We start from the raw sequence: 19,363 nt of genomic DNA, 5'->3' as shown, positions 1-19,363 counted from the left end.
TAGGTACGTCCGCGGCAGCCCGCGCCGCTCGACGCCGGCTGCCGCGGACGTACCTACGCGGCAGACACGACGAGGACCTCGCTCGAGCTGTTCCCGTGTCCGCGCGCCGGCACGAGAAGACGCTGATCGGGACCGTCCTGGAGATGAGCTTTCACAACCCGCCCGCGGGCGCCGGCAGCATCGCGGGCACGACGCTGCGGGTGCGCCGTCCACTCGCCATACGGAAAACTCGCAGGAACTTTTCTCGCACAGTCATGCTGTGTAAGTTCACGTGTGCTTACGGGCGTTGGCGATGTGCGCGTGACGGGGGTTGCGGAATGGCGGGTCACCGGCCGACGGACTGGCATGTTCTCGACCTGGACAAGGACCCGACGCCCGGTGACCCGGAGCGGGTGCGCAGCCTTGCGAAGTTCCTGCACGACTTCGCCGACGACGTCTCCGAGGCGTTGCGTCTGGTGAAGGGGATGGCCGGCGAGGGGACGCTGGCGGAGTGGGCGGGCAAGTCGGCGAAGGTGTTCAAGGAGGAGTTCTCCGGCGTTCCCAAGAACCTGAGGAAGCTGGAGAAGTCGTACGCGATGTGCGGGGACGCGCTCGCGGACTACTGGCCGAAGCTGGAGCGGGCGCAGGCGCTGGCGGACAAGGCGCTGGCGAAGGCGCGGGAGGCGCAGGCGGATCTCTCCTCCGCGCAGTCGAAGCTGGCGTCGGCGGAGTCGTGGGTGGGGCGGGCGACGAAGGAGGCCGACAAGTACAAGGACGATCCGACGGGGGCGAGGTCGGACGCGGACAAGCCCGACGAGGCGAAGGTGCGGGCCGCGACGCGGGACGTGCGGAGCGCCAAGAGCGCGCAGGAGAAGGCGCAGTCGGACGTGACGTCCGCGCAGAGCGCGCTGGACGCGGCGAAGAAGATGGCCGCGGACGCACGGAAGATGCGTGAGGAGGCGGCGCGGGACGCGAAGTCGAAGATCGACGAGGCCTCCGACGCGGGGATCCAGAACCGGGCATGGTGGGAGGAGATCGGCGACTGGTTCACCGACAACTGGGACAGCATCGTCGCGGCCTGCAAGATCGTGGTCGCGGTCGTCGGCATCGTCGCGATGATCATCGGCGGGCCGATCCTCGGCGCGATCGTCCTCATCGCCGCGCTCGTCGTCCTCGCCGACACGCTCTACAAATACTCCAAAGGCCAGGCGTCCCTGTGGGACGTCGGGCTGGCGGCGCTGGACTGCATACCCGGCATGAAGGGACTGACCACCCTCGGCGGACTCGCCAAAGGCATGAAGGCGCTCGGCAAAACCGGCCTCAAGGGCATGACCCGGGCCTTGGGGCGGGGTCTGCGCAAGGGCGGCGACGACGCGATCGCCAAGAGCAAGCCGGCCAAGGGGCGGTGCAAGAACGGTGACCCGATCGACATGGTCTCCGGTGAGATGCTCATCGAGCAGACCGACGTGGGCCTGCCAGGCGTCCTGCCCGTGATCCTTCGCCGGACCCATCTCTCCACGTACCACTGGGGCAACTGGTTCGGCGAGACGTGGGCCTCCACCTTCGACGAGCGCCTGGAGCTCGACGACGACGGCGTCCTCTTCGCCACCGAGGACGGCATGATCCTCCGCTACCCGGTTCCTGGGACGGACCGTCCCGTCCTTCCGGTGGCCGGACCTCGTTGGCCTCTCGCGTGGGACGACGACCGGGAGGGGGCGTTGAGGGTCACAGACCCTCGCACGGGTGTGTCACGGCATTTCGCCCCGGTGCCGAAGGGCGGCCGTCGAACGGCCGCCTTCACCATGCCGCTGGCGGCGATATCCGATCGCAACGGCAACCGCGTCGACTTCGACCGAGCTCCCGACGGGACCCCTCTCGCGGTACGTCACTCCGGGGGGTACCACGTCGACGTCGACACCGCGGGGAACCGCATCGTCGGTCTGCGACTGCGCGACCCGCAGGCCGGCCCCGAGGGCGCGGTCATCCTGCGGTACGTCTACGACGAGGCCGGAGACCTCGCCGAACTGCACGACTCGACCGGGTCGCCCTACAGGTTCCGTTACGACCTGGCCGGCCGGATCGCGTCATGGACCGACCGCATCGGCTCCTGGTTCCGCTTCACCTACGACGACCGTGACCGGGTCGTCCGGGGCGACGGGGTGGACGGCATCCTCTCCTGTGTCATCGACTACGACGCAGAGAACCACTGCACGCGCTACACCGACTCCCTCGGCCGCACCACGACGTACCGGCACAACGCCCGGATGCAACTCGTCTCCACGACCGACGCGTCGGGCCGGACGACCCGCAACCGATGGGACGACGAGGACCGGCTCGTGGAGCGGTCGGACGCGCTGGGGAACACCTACCGCTACAGCTACGACGAGGCCGGCAATCTGACGCGTGTCGTACGCCCGGACGGGTCGGCCCTGTCCGCCACCTACAACGACCGGCACCTGCCGGTCACCGTCACGGAGTCGGACGGTGTCGTGTGGCACCACTCCTACGACGAACGGGGCAATCGGATCGCCACCCGCGATCCCCTGGGCTCGGAGACCAGCTACACCTACGACAGCGTCGGGTTCCTCACCGGTGTGACGGACGCCCTGGGCCATCGCCGGACCGCCGTGGGGAGCGCCGTCGGGCTGCCGGTCGAGCTGACCGACGCGCTCGGCGGTGTCACCACCGTCGAACACGACGCCTTCGGCCGTACCGTCTCGGTGACCGACCCGCTCGGCCGTACCACCAGGATCGGATGGACCCCTGAGGGCCGGTTGTCGTGGCGCCGGTCCGGGGACGGGCCCGCCGAGCGGTTCGAGTGGGACGCCGCGGGCAACCTCGTGCGGTACACCGACCAGGCGGGCCATGTCAGCGAGTACACCCCTACGCACTTCCACCTGGCGGCCGCCAGGGTCCGGGCCGACGGCGCGCGGTACACCTTCGACTACGACACCGAGCTCAACCTCGTCAGGGTGACGAATCCCGAGGGCGCCTGCTGGACGTACACGTACGACGAGGCCAACCGCGTGGTCGCCGATACCGACTTCAACGGCCGCACGGTCACCTATGACGTCGACGCGGCCGGTGGTCTGCGGGCGCTGACCAACGGAGCCGGTCAGGTCATCGACTTCGGACGGGACGCCCTGGGACGGACCACGTCGGTGCGCCACGACGGGCACACCACCGAGCTCCGGTACGACACGATGGGCAATCTGGTCGAGCAGGTGAGCCCGGACGTGCGGGTGGAGAGCAGCTACGACGTCATGGGGCGGCTGCTGGCCGAAGCCGTCAACGGGCACGTCACGACCTACCGCTACGACGCGCTCGGCCGACGCGTCGAGAGGCGGACTCCCAGCGGCGTGGTCTCCACCTGGTCCTACGACGCGGCCGGACGGCCCGAGGGGCTGGAGGCCGCGGGCCACCGGATGGACTTCCGGTTCGACGCCGGAGGACGGGAGACGGCCCGGACCCTGCCGCACGGCGTCACCCTCGGACAGGCCTGGGACGACGCCGACCGGCTCACGGCGCAAACACTGTCCCGAGATCCGCACGACGCCGAGGCGGCACTGCTCCAGCACCGCACCTACTCCTACCGGCCTGACGGCCACCTCCTCGAGCTGGCGGAACTGACCACCGGCACACGACGTTTCGACCTGGACCCCGCAGGCCGGGTCACCGCCGTCCACGCACGGGACTGGACCGAGACATACGCCTACGACGGGCTCGGCAACGTGAGTGCGGCCACCGCACCGACCATTCCTCCGGAGGACGCACGACGGGAGTTCACAGGGACCCTGCTGCACCGGTGCGGCAGGACCCGCTACCAGCGCGACGGGGAGGGACGGATCGTCCGCACCGTGCGCCGCCTGCTCAGCGGCCAGAAGCGTGTGCGCACCTTCCACTGGGACAGCCAGAACAGACTGGTGGAGACCGTCACCCCGGACGGCAGCCGGTGGCGCTACTCCTACGATCCGTCGGGCCGCCGGGTGGCCAAGCGACGTCACACGGATGACGGAACGGTCGCGGAGGAGGTCCTCTTCGTCTGGGACGGTTCACGCATCGCCGAGCAGATCACGTCGGGCGGGGAGAGCACCACGTGGGACTACGCACCCGGTTCCCATCTGCCGTTGACGCAGGTCGACGGACGGGCAGGTGATGCGGGAGCCGGAACCCGCTTCCACGCGGTGGTCACGGACCTGTCAGGCGCACCGGCCGAGCTCATAGCCGAGGACGGCGAGCTGGCGTGGCAGCGACGCACCACCCTGTGGGGCTCGATGCTGCCCGCCGGGACGACACCGACCGCGGAATCGAGAACCGAGTGTCCCCTGCGCTTCCCCGGCCAGTACGCCGACGCGGAGACCGGCTGGCACTACAACCACCACCGCTACTACGACCCCGAGACCGGCCACTACGCGACCCCTGACCCGTACGGCCTCTTCCCCGCACCCAACGACACCGCCTATGTGCCGAACCCGTACCGCTGGATCGACCCACTGGGGCTCTACCGCGATACGGGCAACGGCAGGTACGCAAGGGATCCCGACGCTCCTGAGACGAAGCACAACCGGAAGAGCGAGTACCCGTCGAGCTACAGGGAGTCGACTCACGACGAGATGACGAAGAACTGGACCCTCGAGGGAGCACACCAGGGCCAGCGGCCTCTCGACAAGCACGGCAACAAGATCCCGAGGGACCAACTGACGTGGTTCGACTCCAACGGTGACATCATCTGGGACCCGAGCAACCCCGGTTCCAAGCCCTTCCACGAGACGGTGACGTACGAACACAAGGAGGCGGTCGTGGACCACTGGAACCGTGAGGGGCGAAACACCGACCGGGCCGCCCGTAACGACTTCTACAACGACCCGGCCAACATGGAGGCCATGGACAAGGCCAAGAACTCGAGCGGGGGCGCGATGATGGAGGCGCGGTACAGCCAGGAGACCGGGCCGAACTACTCCTGCTCCTGACCACGCCCGGGTCGCCCCGGTCTTGCCGATCACGTCACCCTCGGAAGGAATCATGGACCTCCAGACCACCCTCGCCGGTTTCCCCAACGCCGCCCCGCTCGACGGTCTCGACCAGGCCTGGAGGTGGAGCCTGGGCCCGGTGCTCCACTTCGCGGGCGTTCTGAGCAAGGAGGGCACGCGTCTGCTGCAGACCAACCAGCGCGGCAGGCACGACGAGAAGCTGGCGCGGGCCGTGCTGGCCTTCGCCCGGGAGCACGAGCAGGCACTCATCGGGACCGACCGGCCCATCGCAGCCGTTCCAGGTTTCACGGCGAACGGCTACGCCTTCGACGCGGTGGCCGCCACCGCTCCCGAGGTGCACGGCCACCACAAGGCGCAGAACCCCGACCTCACCGCTGTCACGTACATCGTGTTCCCCGCCTTCGCGACGGAGGTGTCCGGGCGGGAGTCCCTGGAGGAAGCGCAGGCCCGGTACCAGAAGATGCTGAGCCCTGCCGAGATCGGCCGGGAAGCGGTGCCCTTCCTGAAGATGAGCTTCGACAACCCTCGCACGGGCGGCGGCAGCACCAACCCCGGACGAGCGCTGACCTACCCCCGGATGCTGCGCCAGGAGATCCCGCAGTTGGAGGGAGCTCCTGGCGGATTCGTGGAGTGGGAGAACCGGACCGGTGAGGTGTGGCGGGTCGCCTGGGACGGCGAATGGGTGCTGTCCGGAGCGGAAGGCGAACGGCGGGGCATGAGCCTCGACGAGATCCTGGAGTTCAGCGACGCGACCCTACGGGCCTGAGCCGCGGAGGAACGCCAGGGGCGGTGACGGGAAGGCGTGCCTTCAGCGCACCGGAGCCCTTCTGGCCCGCAGCTCCTCTCGGTAGTGCATCCCGATGAAGAGCAGGGCCGCGGTCAGGGCGAGTGCGGACCACGTCCAGTTCGTCCACACCAGGTCGGGATCGCTGGCGTAGGCGCTGCCGTCCGCCCGTACACAGTCGAACCGGAGGGGCAGGTAGGAGGCCCGGTGGTGGGTGAGGCCCTCGATCGTCTGCGGGTCGAAGCCCATGCGGCAGGCCGGTGCGGGGGTCGAGTCGGCGCCGTCGCCCACCTCCGCCTCCGACCACAGCACACCGGCCAGTCCCATGGAGTAGACAGCACCGGCGGCCCAGGCGAACGCTGCCGCCGTCCGGCGCAGCAGGTGCTCGGCCCAGGGCTGGGGCCGGCCGGGCAGTGCCATCGCGATGACGCGTGCCGCCGAGATGAGTACGGCGACCGCACAGACCAGGGACACACCGAGTGCCGGTAGTGCGAACAACGGTTTCGTCGCCTCCCCTCCCGGACGGGGCGAGACCGTCGTACGCGCCGTCCCCGCGACTCTAGTCGCGCGGGACGTGCCTCACGTACACCACCCCGTCGATGCGGGGCAGGTGGGACGGGTCGAGGGGGGCGTAGCCGAAGTACGGGGACACGCGAGGCTCGGCGTGTGTGTCGCGTGCCGCAGCGGCCAGTCGGGCCGCGTCGATGACGTACTGGGAATCGGGCACGGCGTGCAGGATGCCCTCCAGCGTGTCCGCGGGCGGGGTGTCGACGCCGTGGTGGCGCAGCGTGCCGAGCGCGGTCGCCAGGTGGGCGTACTGATCGCCCAGGCGGGTGCTCACCAGGGCTCCGGCGCTCCACCACTCCACCCTCGGGTGACCCCACATGCGCATCGCGCTCTTGTCCCGCTGCAGGTGACTGTTGTGGGCGAAGACCAGCACCGGGCCGTGTTCGGCGAGGGCGAGGAGGTTGCCGGCCATCATCTCGTCCCGCGTGGCGAGCAGGCGGGCCATGCGGGCCGGTGACGTGTCCGCCATCCAGGAGTGGTAGCGCAGCAGGCCGACGGCGGTGCGTCCGTACAGACGCGCGCGGTCCCGGTCGGCCGGTGAGGACGCTGCGGCCAGGTGCGGCGCCTGCGTCTCCAGCAGGGTCACCATGTCGTCCGCGAGCAGGCGCAGTTCGCGCGCTCGCTGTGTGCGGCCGATGGACCGGGACGGGTCCGTCATGGCCGCCGGGTCGGTCCAGGGCGCGTCGGCGCCGAGCAGCTCGTCGAGCCTGTCCGCCGTGCAGGGCAGCAGGTCCGCGTCGACGTGGGCGGCCAGGTGGGCGTGCAGCGCGGTGAGGGCCTGGCGCGGGCTTTCGGCGCCTGTGATCTCCAGGGGGCCGTCCATACCGGCGAAGCGGACATGATCGTCTGCCAGACGCGCCGCGTTGAACTCGCGTATCCAGCGGATCAGTTCGCGATTGGCCTGCGAGCCGCCCCAGTCGTGACTGAAGCCGCGCCGCATCACGTCGTCGAGTGCGCCCTCGCCCGAGGTGACGTACGCGTCCACGATCAAAGCTTTCAGGCAGTCAGTTTCCAGCGCGATCGTCCGGTAGTTCTCCTGTTCCACCAGCTGCCGGAAGAGCGTGTTGCGCAGGTCCAGGAGAGTGTCCTCGCCGTGTGTGGGCTCGCCGAGGGCGAGTACGCGGGGGCGGGACGGAAGCAGTTCCTTGATCGCCGACGCCTCGACGGGACGGGCGAAGTCCTTGATGCCGGTTTCCATGCCTTCAACGGTATCGTTGAACTTTCGATTGAAAGTTCGGGTGTGGTTGTCTCGCTGTATCGTCGGGACCGTGAGCCAGAACCTTCAAACGGGTGGCAAGCTGAGGCCGGTGGACCTGGCGCGTCGGCACGGTCTGTCCACCCAGGCGGTGAGGAACTACGAAGAGGCCGGCATCCTCCCGACAGCCGAGCGAACGGCCTCCGGCTACCGCGTCTACACCCCTCTGCACGAGCGGGCGCTGGCCGCGTTCCTCGCCCTCGTGCCGGGGCACGGGCATGCGACGGCGACGGCGGTCATGCAGGCCGTGAGCCGGGACGCCGTCGACGAGGCCTTCCAGCTCGTCGACGAGAGTCACGCCCGGCTGCTGCACGACCGGCGCACCCTGCGAGCCGTGGAGGATGCCCTGCGCGGGCTCACAGCCGAATCGGCGGGCGCCGATGCAGCCGGCTTCCGGCAGATGTTCATCGGGCCGCTGGCCGAGGAGCTGGGTGTTCGTCCGGCGACCCTGCGGAAGTGGGAGGCCGCCGGGCTCGTACGTCCGCGGCGCGACCCCGTGACCGGGTACCGCGTGTACGAGCCGTCCGACGTTCGGGACGCGCACCTGGTGCATCAGCTCAGGCGCGGCGGTTACCTCCTCGAGCGGATCGCACCGCTGATCACCCAGGTGCGGACAGCCGGCGGCCTCGAACCCCTCGAGGGCGCTCTACGGGACTGGCGTGGCCGGCTGTCCGACCGTGGCCGGGCGATGCTGCGCGGGGCCGCCGCGCTGGACGCGTATCTGGTGGAGCTGGGCTGAGTTCCGCCTCAGCCCTTCACTCCCAGGGCGCCCAGCAGCATCGGCAGGGAGGCGTGCAGTTCGCGTTCCCAGTAGCGCCATGTGTGCGTGCCGGCGCCGTAGAAGTGGGTGGTGAGGTGCTTGGCGCCCACGCGCTTCAACTCGGCTGCGAGAGCGTGGTTCTGGCGGTTGAAATCGGCCTCGAGGGCGCTCGACGCGCCCGGTGCGTCCAGCGGGCCTGCCGTGCCGTCGCCGCAGGACAGGTACACGGGCAGCGACTTGAGGCGCTTGGCCAGGTGGAACGGGTCGTGGGCCTGCCAGACGCGGCGCTGGGCGACCGGGTCGCCCCACACCCGGAGGGGATCGTTGCCCTGTCCGGCGAACAGGCCCAGTATGCGGTCGACCGACTCGTCGTTGAGGAGCGGGTGCGCGGAGCCCGAGTAGGCGGCGGTCGCCTTGAACATGCCGGGGTGGCGGGCGGCGTAGAGGAGGGCGCCCTGGCCGCCCATCGACAGCCCGGCGACGACGCGGTTCCGGCCGGCGCCCCAGTCACGTTCGAGGAGCTGGCGCAGTTCGACCGTGTGGAAGGTCTCCCAGGCGGGGTCGCCGCCCTCGCCGTAGTTCCACCAGTCGCTGTACCAGCCGTTCCAGCCCGCCTCCGGCATGACCACGAGCACGTCGCGCAGACTGTCGGTCTCGGCGACGTCCGTCATCGACGTCCAGGACGTGTAGTCGCCGCAGCAGCCGTGCAGCAGCCAGAAGGTGGGCCAGTGTTGGCGTCTGTCGGCGGGGTTCCAGCCGTCGGGGGTCAGCAGGCGGACCTTGACGGTGCGGCCGCCGAGCGCCGTCGAGCGGACCGACAGGTCCACCTGGCGCTCCGCGACCTGCGTGACCGCAACGACTTCGGCGCCCTGGCGCCCCGCCTCACCCTGTGCCGGGGCACGTTCCTCGATCACGTCGGCGGAGGCGGGGGCGGATGCGGAGGCGGCGAGGGTCGGTGTGGTCGGCACGAGCGCGAGGATCAAGGCGGCCAGGACGAGGCGGACACGGGCTCGGAAGGTCACAACGGCGGTCACGGCGGCTCCCTGCAGTGCGGTTCGTCGCAGCGTCAACGGTCGGCAGAACGTACTCACCTTGCTCTCGGGCAGCATCCACCACAGAGGCCGATGCGCGACAGTCCAGGAGTCGGCCGTTCTTGGACCGCCGGCCTGGACCCCTGCCGAGTGAGCTGTCCAGGCCGGCACCGCGAGCACCCTTCACTTCGGCACACCTCCGACCGTGTGCCGGCGTGTCAGCCCTTCCGGGGCAGGACCAGCAGCGCGTCGCCGACCGGCCGTTCGCCCGCCGCGTCGGACGGGGCGTTGATCACCCGGCCGTTGGCCACCATCGTCGTCGATCCGCCGCCGTCGAGGTTGACGGCGTCCCGCAGGCCGAGGGAACGGGCCACCTTCGCGCTTTCGGTGATGCTCAGCCCGAGGGAGTTGGTGCTGCGGCCGTCGGCGGTGATCAGGACGGTACGCCCGGCCGCGTCGGTGCCGGCGACGGTGCGGGGATTGCGCTTGTGGACCCAGCCGTAGTACCAGCTGGGGTTGCCCGGGTGCACCATGCCGTCGGTGGCCGGGGTGATGTGGACGTTTCCGTCGCGGACCAGTTCGGGGCCCGCGTTGACGATGTCCGTGCCGGGGCCGGGCGTCACGGGGTCGCCCTGGTCGTCGCGGAGGGTCGTCTCGACGCTCAGGCGCGCGCCGGGGCGGGCCAGGGCCGTCAGCGCGGCCACGTGCCTGCCGGTCGCCTGGACCGAGCTGCCGCCGGGCGGGAGAGTGCCGCCGCGGGCGGTGCGCAGCTCCACCACGAGGCCGGTGCTGTCCAGGACGGCTTCCACGCCCTCGCCCTGCGGGGTGCTCGCGCCGTACTCCGGGGTGAACGCCACGAGTTGGTCGGGGTTGGTGCACGTCACGTCGTGCAGGGGCAGGGAGGTGGGGCTGTCGCCCTCGCCGCCGCCGCAGTTGCGGATCAGGCCCGGCACGCGGTTGACGCCGTTGAGCGGCAGGGAGGTGCCGTTCGCCGAGACCGTCCCCTCCCAGGTGAGGCGGGTGACCTGGGTCCGCCGGCCGTCGTCCTGGACGACGAACCCGGGCCGTCCGCCCACCGTCTCGCTCAGCAGACGTCCGTCGTAGACGCCGACGCCCGCCGGGTCGCCGGGCGCGCCGGAGCGCGGGTCGAGGACGAAGAAGCCCGCGTTGACCGCGGCCACGGCGCCGGCGTCGGTGGCGAGGGCGCTGACGGTCTCACGGTTCTCGATGTCGGGGCCGTAGGAGGCGTCCAGGGCGCCGCGGAAGGTGCGCGGGTCGATGGTGAGGACGTCGAGGCGCCACGGGCCGCGGTCCGTCGTCGCGCCGTCCCAGCCGGTGTAGGTGACCGAGCCCGAGTAGCCGGCGTTGATCATCCGGGTGCGTTCGGTCGTCGCGGCGGACTGGGAGGTGAAGCTGCCGATGCGCACGCGCCAGCCGAGCGTGCCGCCCGCGTAGTCGGCCGTGCGGGGCGTCGTCACCCGTTCGGCCCGCGCGTCGAAGCCGTCGCCGCGCAGGCCGGAGACGAGTTCGTCGGCGCTCGCCTTGTCCTTGAGGGCGGTCGGCGGTGCGTCGGGGTCGGGTGAGGTGTCACCGCCGGGGATGGACGCCTCGACGGTCCAGCGGTGCTTCTGGTCCACGGCGCCGCGCACGATGCGGGTGAGCGTGAGGCCGGGCTGCAAGGTCTGCGTGCTGCGGGTCTCGGCGAGGCCGGAGGGGCCCAGCGGCAGCGCGGCGCGGGCGGCGGTGAGGTCGAGGAAACCCGACGGAAGGGTGGTGCGGGCGTTGGAGGGCCGGGGCTCGGCGAACGCCTGACCGGGGAGTCCGGTGGCCGCCAGGGCGACTCCCAGAGCGGCAGCCGCCCAGCACAGTCTCTTCTTCGTCATCCTTGACCGCCCTCTCGCGCGTCGAGCCTGCTCGCGTCGCTCCTGGAGCGAAGCCTCGGTGGGAACATGCGTCACGTTCTCGCCCTGTGCTGACGGCGTCACGAACAGTCACTTAACGCACGCTGGACAAGTATCGACCTGTTGGAACGCGCGTCAAGGAGGAGTGCCGGGGCAACAGTTGGCCGGACGATCGGCCGGTCGGACTACATGCGGTGGGGTGTCTCCCGCATGTGTCCACAGCTTCGGGTCCGTCCGCGGCCCCGTGTTCGTCCACAGCCTCGGGTCCGTCGGCAACTTCGGGTTCACCAACCCCCTCGGGACCGTCCGAAGCCTCGGGTTCGTCCACAGCCCCGCACTTGTCCACAGCCGCGCACGGTTGTCAGTGGCCGTCGATAGATTTCTTCGCGTCCCGCCGGTCCGGCGAGGACATCCCCTTTCGCATGCATGGGAGATGGTGCGTTGTCGGTCTGGGAGAGGTCGAGCACGGTGCGGGTGGTGCCGTCGGCGCGGCCGCGGAAGCTGGCCAAGGTGCCGTTCGTGGAGCTGGCGGACGGGCGGTTGCAGGGGGTCGTGTCCAGCGGCTCCGACATCGGACGGGTGTACGTGTCGTCGGTGGAGGCGGGGACGTACGCGTTCTCGTGCAGCACCAACAACAACCGGCCGTGCGGCGGGGCGCGCGGCGCGTTCTGCAACCACATACGGGCGCTGATCGGCGAGGCCGTGCTGCAGTACGGCGCGGAGCGCGTCGCCCGGTATCTGAAGGTGGACGTCTCCGGTGACTCCGGTGAGGGGGCCGACGCGCACACTCTCACGTTCGCCATGACGTCCACGCACCCCGCTCAGGGCGACAAGTCGGCCGCGGCGCAGGTGTTCAGCCGGTTCCTGCGCCACCTGGCCTATCTGGAGTTCGCGCCGAGCACCGCTCCCCTGCCGGAGATGCACTGGTTCCCGACGACCGGGGCGGTGGCGTGATGCGGGCGGACCTGCTGACCGACGCCGTCGACGGGCTGGACGAGGCCCTGGCCGCCGTCGACGGATTCGACCAGGTGCTCGTCGGCGGGCTGCTGCGTCCGCAGCCGGCCCAGGCCGCCGGTCTGGCCGGGCTCGCGGACGCCGTCGCCGGGTCGCCGCTGGCCGGGCGCACCGCCGAGGCCTCCGAGAAGACCGCCGCGGGCGCCGCGGACGAGGACCACTTCCTGGTGCTCGCCGCCGCGCGCACCGCGCTGCTGGGCTCCGTGCACGACGCGCTCGTCGCGCGGGTCGAGGAGGCGGTCGGGCGGCCGCGTGCCGAGGAGACGGCGGCCCCGGGAGCGGGCGCGGAGCACCCGGTGAACCTGCTGGCGGCGGCGCGCGGCTGGCTGTGCGACCTGGCGAGGACCGGCTGGCAGGGCATCGATCACGAACTGGTCGGCGGCGCCGCTCCCGTGGTGACGGCGATGCTGCCCGAGCCGGCGCTGCGGCGGCTCGCGACGCTGCTCGACGGGTTCGCCGCGGAGCTCGCCGCGTCCTGCCCCGGAGCCACGCTGGAGCGGATCCCGGTCCGCCGGTGGGCGGACCTGTGGTCGCGGGCTATGCTGCTGACGCTGCCCGGCGCGGACCGGACGGCCGCCGTCACCGAGGTCACGGGCCGTTTGCTGCCGCTCGGTGTCGACCTGCACGAGCACGCCACGGCCGTGCAGGCGCAGGTGCACGCGGTGTTCGAGCCGGCGGACGGCACGACGCCGCGGCTGGTGCGGGCCGGTGTGTCCGCGCCGAAGCCCGACACCGTCGTCGGGGCCGGGCTGTGGCAGCTGCTACGGCCGCACATGTCCCTGCTGGCCGCCGTGAGCGAGGGACGCGCCATGGAGCTCGACGCCATGCCGGTCACCGCGGAGGGCGATCTGCTCTGGGACGACGCCCATGCCACGCCCGGTGAGCCCGCCGACGCCTTCGTCACGGCGCGGGTGGCGCTGCCCACGGCGACGGCCGCCCCCGTGACGCCGGTCGACCGGCATCCGGCGCGGATCGCCGTGCCCGTGCTGATCGAGGGGTACACCGTCGAGAAGGAGGACGACGGGCTCGCCTTCCGGGTCGCCGGGGAGCGTCTCGCCGTCGACGCCGTGCGGGTGCCGGCCGCCGGGCCGCTGACCGCGGAGGCCGTCGCCTCGTCCGGGGCGTGTCTCGGCCTGCTGCGCTGGGACGCCGGGGAGTTCGTGCTCCAGCCGCTGGCCGTCGAGCGGACGGTGCGGAAGAAGCCCGTCGCCGTGCACGCGGGCGCCTGGGCCGGAGGCACCGCCGACAAGGCGGGCGTACGGGCCGAGAAGGCGGCCACCGACGCCGTCACCGTGCTGCGCGAGCGCGCGGGAAGGCTGCTGCGGAAATGAGCGAGGTGAACAGCGTCGGCGCGGGCGGTGAGGGAGCACCCACGCCCGACCCGGACGAGAACCGGCGCCAGGTCCTGTACTGGCGGCTCCTGGCCCGCCTCTTCGACCCGGAGGAGCAGGCGTCCCTGGAGTCGGCGAGCGTCGCGGTCGTCGAGGACATCGGTCTGCCGGTGGCGCTGCTGGACCCGGGCGCGTCCGTCGACTCGGTTGTGCAGCGGCATCCGGACCTGGCCGCCGAGTTCGACGGTCTGATGCTGCCCGAGCCGGACGCGGACGGCGCGCGTGACCGGGCCGCCGAGGTGCGGCGGGCGGCGCTGGCGTCGAAGGTGCTGCTCAACGTCTTCGCGACCGGCAGCGGCACGGTCACCGCCGAGCAGCTGGCCCGCTGGCAGTCCGACGCCGGCTGGCTGGAGCGGGCGCTGGGCTGCCGGCCCGGTGACCTGCGCGGCGGCCGGGGCCGAGGCAGCGGCGCCGGCGGAGGCGTCAGCCCGACGGGCACCGGTGTCGGCTCGCCGACGCCCGACCTGAGCAGGCTGATCCCGGAGATCGGTCCGGAGCTGGGCGCGGTCGAGGCCGGTCTCGTCCAGCGGATGCATCTGCGCGAGGTGCTCGCCGATCCCGCGCTCGCCTCGCGGCTGACGCCGAGCATGTCGCTCATCGAGCAGCTGCTGCGCGACAAGAACAACCTGTCCGGCGTCGCCCTCGCCAACGCGAAGGCGCTGATCAGGCGTTACGTCGACGAGGTCACCGAGGTGCTGCGCACGCAGGTGGAGAAGGCGACGGTCGGTGAGCTGGACCGGTCCGTGCCGCCCAAGCGGGTCTTCCGCAATCTCGACCTGGACCGCACCATCTGGAAGAACCTCACCAACTGGGACCCGGAGGGCGAGCGGCTCTACGTCGACCGGCTCTACTACCGGCACACCAGCCGCAAGACGACCCCGCAGCGGCTGATCGTCGTGGTGGACCAGTCGGGGTCCATGGTCGACTCGATGGTCAACTGCACCATCCTGGCGTCGATCTTCGCCGGCCTGCCGAAGGTCGACGTGCACCTGATCGCGTACGACACGCAGGCGCTGGACCTGACGCCCTGGGCGCACGACCCGTTCGAGACGCTGCTGCGCACCCAGCTCGGCGGCGGTACGGACGGCACGGTCGCCATGGCGCTGGCTCAGCCGAAGATCGCCGAGCCGCGCAACACCGTCGTGGTGTGGATCTCCGACTTCTACGAATGGCGCACGGACGAGCTGTTCGAGAGCATGGCCGCCATTCACCGTTCCGGGGCGAAGTTCATCCCGGTGGGGTCGGTGACCAGCTCAGGGCGTGGCAGCGTCAACCCGTGGTTCCGGGAGAAGTTCAAGGACCTCGGCACGCCGGTGATATCCGGGCACATCAAGAAGCTCGTGCACGAGCTCAAGTCGTTCCTGACGTGACCGTCGGCCCGACGGCTTACCGACCTCTTCTCACCCCGTCACTTTCGCGATCACGCGACCCTTATATCGAAAGGCTCATCCCTCATGTCCGAACTGCTGCGCGCCCCCGCCGAGATCAAGTACGCCGAGGAGCTCGACTGGCTGGAGTCGATCGACGACAACCCCAAGCCGTTCTCGTGGCGCCTGTCGCCCAAGATGGTGCGGTTGTTCATCCTCGGTTCGGAGCGGGCCGACGGACTGGACCGTGAGATCTCTCAGAAGTGGTTCGGCGACCGCAGCTTCGTGGAGCGGTCGATCGTCACCCTCGCCTCCGACCGCGGCCTGCTGCTCATCGGTGATCCCGGCACGGGCAAGAGCTGGCTCGCCGAGCTGCTGTCGGCGGCGATCTGCCGCAACTCCACGCTGGTGGTGCAGGGCACGGCCGGCACCACCGAGGACCACATCAAGTACTCGTGGAACGTGTCGATGGTGATCGCCAAAGGCCAGTCGCGTGAGTCGATGATCCCCTCGCCGATCATGACGGCGATGGAGGCCGGTTCCATCGGCCGCTTCGAGGAGCTGACCCGGTCCACCAGTGACGTGCAGGACGCGCTGATCTCGATCCTCTCCGAGAAGTACATCTCCGTTCCGGAGCTTGAAAGCGGTGGCGGCGACGACAACATCGTGTTCGCCAAGCCCGGTTTCTCCATCATCGCCACCGCCAACAGCCGCGACCGGGGCGTCAACGACCTGTCGTCCGCGCTGAAGCGCCGCTTCAACTTCGTGCGTATCCCGGTGGTGACGAACAAGAAGAGCGAGGCGGAGATCGTCCGCTTCCGCACGGAGGAGCTGCTGCGCCGGCACGCGATCGACCTGGACGTGCCGCCGACGCTGCTCGACGTGCTGCTCCAGAGCTTCGCCGACCTGCGGGCCTCCGCCGCGGCGGCCGGCAGCGACGACGAGAAGCTGGAGTCCGCGCTGTCGACGGCCGAGCAGATCGGTGTGCTGGAGGACGCCGTGCTGCACAGCAACTTCTTCGGTGAGCGCGCCGTGACCGCCCGCACCCTGGCGTCCTCGCTGGTCGGTTCGCTGACCCGGCGCGAGCCGGAGGACCTGGCGATACTCAACAAGTACCTGCACGGGGTCGTCGAGCCGCGCAGCAAGGAGCAGGGCGGGGCCTGGCCCGAGTTCCTCGAGGGCGGCCGCGACGCGATCGCCACCCTGTCGTGAGCGGGCCTCAGGAGAGCGGTGTGTTCACCGCGCTGCGTACGCAACTGCAAGGGGCGGCGTCCGAGTTCGCGGGCGGGCCGGACGCCCTGGAGGGCATCCTCCTGGGCATGGTGGACGACGTCGACCGGGCGGTGCGCGAGCCGCTGGAGATCTTCCCGGTCTGCCACCACTCCCCCGCCTCCGCGCTGGCGATGGCACGCCGGCTGCGGGAGAAGCAGCCCAAGGTGGTGTACCTGGAGCTGTGCGAGGACATGGCGCCGCTGCTGACCGAGCTGCGCAACTGCCGGCTCCCCGTCGCGGTGCAGGCGTTCGCGGGCGAGATCGACGGCTTCCCCCAGGAGTGGGCGCCGCTGTCGGTCGTCGCGCCGATCACGGAGGCGTCCGCCGAGTACCAGGCCATCGCCTACGCCCTGGACACGCCGGGCGTGGAGCTGGTCCTGGTCGACCGCTCCTCCGACCACGTCTTCCAGTGGGACCGGGCCAACACCTCGGAGGCCGCGGAGACCGACGGGTCCCCGGCCGAGGCGGAGGAGGCGCCGAAGTCCGAGGAGGCCGCGCTGCACGGTGAGGCGGTCGGTGTCGAGATCGGCGACCTGCGCCCGCGCTTCGCGGAACTGGAGGAGCATCTGCTGCGCCACGGCAAGGTGCGGCACTGGTCGGAGTGGTGGCACCAGTACGTGGAGGTGCCGCTCGGGGACAGCGACCACGACACCTACCGCCAGGTCATGTTCCTCATCGGCAGCCTGTTCCGGCGGCTCGCGCCGGGCGACGGCTCCCGGGTCCGGGTGGACGAGGACCGCGAGCGGTACATGTGGACCCGGATGCGTGAGCACCTGGAGGCGACAGGCACGGACCCGGAGGACTGCCTGTACGTGTGCGGGGCGTTCCACGCGGCCAGCCGGGTGGAGGAGTTCGGCGTGCACGGCCGCTCGGGCGCGTTCACGATCTCCCCGCGTACGGCGACCACCTGGCAGTACGGGCTGATCCCGTCGAGTCACGCGGCGATCGAGGCGCAGTTCGGGCTGGCGGCGGGGTCGGTGTCGATCGCGGCGACGACGTGGCAGAAGAGCCTGACCCGGACGCGGGTGCGGCCCTACCGGCTGGAGGGCCAGGCGGGCGCGCGGAAGTCCCGCGCGAAGAAGGCGCTGCCCGCCGGATCCGCCGCCCAGGCACCCGCCACGGACCGGCTGACCGGCTTCCTGCATCAGCCGCCCGTGCTGGACTCCGTGGACGAGGCGGAACTGCTGGGCTGGTCCGTGGACATCGTGCGGGCGGCCCGGCGCAACGGCTACCTCGCGTCGACCGCCGACGCCATCGCCGTGTTCGAGACGTCGATCCTGCTCGCGGGGATGCGGGACCGGGCGAAGCCGACCCCGTACGACTTCCAGGACGCGGCGGTCACCTGCATCGAGAAGGACAGCGTGCCGGGGCGCAGGGACGTGCGCCGGCTCGTCGAGATCATGATGGGCGGCGACCGGATCGGGCAGGTGGGCTACGAGGCGCTGCCGCCGCTCGCCCGGGACGTGTACGACCGGCTGGAGCCGCTCGGGATGAAGCTGCAACAGCGCGGTGTGCAGCGGGCGTTGCTGGACATCGCCGGGCGGCCGGAGCTGGAGGCGTGCTCGGACGTGCTGTGGATGCTGCGGCGGCTGATGCCGGCGGCCGCGGCCCGCCCGATCATGGGTGAGCGGCGGCTCGGTGAGCGGTCGATCCAGGAGTCCTGGGACCTGGCGCTCGGCACCCACCAGCGGGCGCTGATCGAGCTCGGCTACGAGGGCGTCAGCCTCGAGCAGGTCCTGGAGCAGCGGCTGCGGCGCGAGGCGTACGGGCCGCGGGCGACCACGGCGGGGGTGCTGGCAGCTATCGATGACACCTTGCTGTACCTGCGCAGCGGGCGCCTGGCGGACGAGCTGGGCACCCACGCGCTGAAGGTGCTGGCCGCGGAGCGCAGCGTCGACGGGGCGCCGGAGGTGCTGCGCCGGGCCCGGGCACTGCTGGCGTACTACCGCACGAGCCGGCCGGAGCTGCCGGCGTGGATCGAGTCCTTCGTGAAGACGGGGTACGCGCACTACTGCACGCTGCTGCCGACGGCGTTCCGGGACGAGGACGCGACGGTGGGGCAGGTCGCGGCGATGCTGGGTTTCCTGTTCAGCATGGAGAGCCTCGCCCTGTCGCTGGGCTGTGACCGTACGCAGCTGGAGCTGGCGGTCGCCCAGTCGCACCCGGACGACCCGTCCAAGACGGCGCTGCTGTGGGCGGCACAGGTCCAGCTCGGCACCCTGTCGCGCGCGGAGCTGCGGTCCCGGTGCGCGGAGTTGCTGGACAACCCCCTGGTAGTGCCCTCCTACCCGCGCTATCTGAACGGCTTCGTGCACGCGCTGGAGCCGGTGCCGGGGCTGGCGGACGTGGTGGTGGAGGCGGTGTCGAACGCGTTCGGGCGTCTGCCGGACGCGGTGCTGCTCCCGTGGCTGCCGCTCCTGATCACCACGCTGCGCAAGGGCGCGGCCGACCTCGCCCCGTTGCTGATCCGCGAGGCGGGCCGTATCTTCCCGGGCCGGCTGCCGGCCCTGGACGCGTGGATACCGCCGTGGCGGATGCCGCAGGAGGACCCCTTCGCGGCCTCGCGGGCACAGCGCACGGCCACGGCCCCGGTGGGCGCCGCACTGCTCGCAGCCCGTCCGGCGACGTGCGACGCGGTGGCGGAGCTGCTGGGCTGCGAGGACGGCTGGCAGCAGCACGACGCACCCGCCCGGCCGGGCGCGCCTCTGCTGTCGGCGCATCCGGCGACGTGCGACGCGGTGGCGGAGCTGCTCGGGTGCGACGGTGGCTGGGCAGCGGCGGGCGACACCGCGGTGGCGGGGGCAGCGCTGACGCTTCGCCATCCGGCCACGGCCGAGGCGCTGGAGCCGTTGCTCGCCGACAGGTGACGGCAGATGCCGGCCCCTCTTGGACCGGGGGGCCGGCATCGACGTCCCCTTCACGGGTAACGGCAGCGACACCGATTTCATCCGCGAACCCGCGGGCACGTGTCACTCCATCAGCGGCGATGTCCTCGTACGGGGAGGCTTGGCAGAAGGAAAGCACGTGGGCACTGGTGACGATCGAGGAAAC

Annotated in this window: 12 protein-coding genes; 8 read left to right on the top strand and 4 right to left on the bottom strand. The window is 71.1% G+C overall.

Features of this window, described 5'->3' with window-relative positions; genetic code table 11:
• Nucleotides 1-317 precede the first annotated feature (317 nt).
• Both CCN29_RS05745 and CCN29_RS05740 read left to right on the top strand, forming a co-directional pair.
• Nucleotides 318-4,949 carry a DUF6531 domain-containing protein gene (locus CCN29_RS05745; RefSeq protein WP_086680355.1) on the top strand — a complete coding sequence of 1,544 codons (4,632 nt, stop codon included), beginning with the start codon at nucleotides 318-320 and terminating at the stop codon, nucleotides 4,947-4,949.
• Nucleotides 4,950-5,001: 52 nt separating this feature from the next.
• Complete coding sequence (locus CCN29_RS05740) at nucleotides 5,002-5,736, top strand: hypothetical protein (RefSeq protein WP_086680353.1); 735 nt, start codon at nucleotides 5,002-5,004, stop codon at nucleotides 5,734-5,736.
• A 42-nt stretch (nucleotides 5,737-5,778) separates the two neighbouring features.
• Here the strand turns inward: CCN29_RS05740 and CCN29_RS05735 are convergent, their stop codons facing one another.
• Together CCN29_RS05735 and CCN29_RS05730 are read right to left on the bottom strand one after the other, a co-directional pair.
• A complete protein-coding gene (locus CCN29_RS05735; protein WP_228678963.1) occupies nucleotides 5,779-6,228 on the bottom strand; it encodes a hypothetical protein in 450 nt (149 codons plus the stop codon).
• Between the two features lie 85 nt (nucleotides 6,229-6,313).
• Nucleotides 6,314-7,519, bottom strand: coding sequence for an erythromycin esterase family protein (locus CCN29_RS05730; RefSeq protein WP_086680351.1), 1,206 nt, complete (start codon nucleotides 7,517-7,519; stop codon nucleotides 6,314-6,316).
• A 70-nt stretch (nucleotides 7,520-7,589) separates the two neighbouring features.
• On the opposite strand from CCN29_RS05730, the gene CCN29_RS05725 reads away from it, so the two are divergent.
• Nucleotides 7,590-8,315, top strand: a complete 726-nt coding sequence (locus CCN29_RS05725; protein WP_086680363.1) for a TioE family transcriptional regulator — start codon at nucleotides 7,590-7,592, stop codon at nucleotides 8,313-8,315.
• A gap of 8 nt (nucleotides 8,316-8,323) precedes the next feature.
• Here the strand turns inward: CCN29_RS05725 and CCN29_RS05720 are convergent, their stop codons facing one another.
• Together CCN29_RS05720 and CCN29_RS05715 are read right to left on the bottom strand one after the other, a co-directional pair.
• Complete coding sequence (locus CCN29_RS05720) at nucleotides 8,324-9,370, bottom strand: alpha/beta hydrolase (protein ID WP_031065057.1); 1,047 nt, start codon at nucleotides 9,368-9,370, stop codon at nucleotides 8,324-8,326.
• Between the two features lie 215 nt (nucleotides 9,371-9,585).
• The gene (locus tag CCN29_RS05715) at nucleotides 9,586-11,250 is read right to left on the bottom strand and encodes a phosphodiester glycosidase family protein (RefSeq protein WP_086680349.1); all 1,665 of its coding nucleotides are present in this window, start codon (nucleotides 11,248-11,250) and stop codon (nucleotides 9,586-9,588) included.
• 444 nt (nucleotides 11,251-11,694) lie between these two features.
• On the opposite strand from CCN29_RS05715, the gene CCN29_RS05710 reads away from it, so the two are divergent.
• From CCN29_RS05710 to CCN29_RS05690, 5 genes are all read left to right on the top strand, one after another.
• Complete coding sequence (locus CCN29_RS05710) at nucleotides 11,695-12,222, top strand: hypothetical protein (RefSeq protein ID WP_189405221.1); 528 nt, start codon at nucleotides 11,695-11,697, stop codon at nucleotides 12,220-12,222.
• Nucleotides 12,222-13,613 (top strand): hypothetical protein, encoded by a 1,392-nt coding sequence (locus CCN29_RS05705; protein ID WP_086680361.1) that lies wholly within the window; start codon nucleotides 12,222-12,224, stop codon nucleotides 13,611-13,613. Before CCN29_RS05710 ends, CCN29_RS05705 begins: the two co-directional genes overlap by 1 nt.
• A complete protein-coding gene (locus CCN29_RS05700) occupies nucleotides 13,610-15,043 on the top strand; it encodes a vWA domain-containing protein (protein WP_086680347.1) in 1,434 nt (477 codons plus the stop codon). The genes CCN29_RS05705 and CCN29_RS05700 overlap by 4 nt, the downstream gene beginning before the upstream one ends.
• 84 nt (nucleotides 15,044-15,127) lie before the next feature.
• Nucleotides 15,128-16,252: an ATP-binding protein gene (locus CCN29_RS05695; RefSeq protein ID WP_086680345.1), complete on the top strand. Its 1,125-nt coding sequence runs from the start codon at nucleotides 15,128-15,130 to the stop codon at nucleotides 16,250-16,252.
• Complete coding sequence (locus CCN29_RS05690; protein WP_086680343.1) at nucleotides 16,249-19,179, top strand: DUF5682 family protein; 2,931 nt, start codon at nucleotides 16,249-16,251, stop codon at nucleotides 19,177-19,179. The genes CCN29_RS05695 and CCN29_RS05690 overlap by 4 nt, the downstream gene beginning before the upstream one ends.
• The last annotated feature ends 184 nt before the right edge of the window (nucleotides 19,180-19,363 follow it).

Origin of the sequence: Streptomyces pseudogriseolus (assembly GCA_002154585.1) — a bacterium.
GTDB classification, from domain to species: domain Bacteria; phylum Actinomycetota; class Actinomycetes; order Streptomycetales; family Streptomycetaceae; genus Streptomyces; species Streptomyces pseudogriseolus.
This window is presented reverse-complemented; position numbering and strand designations above follow the sequence as displayed.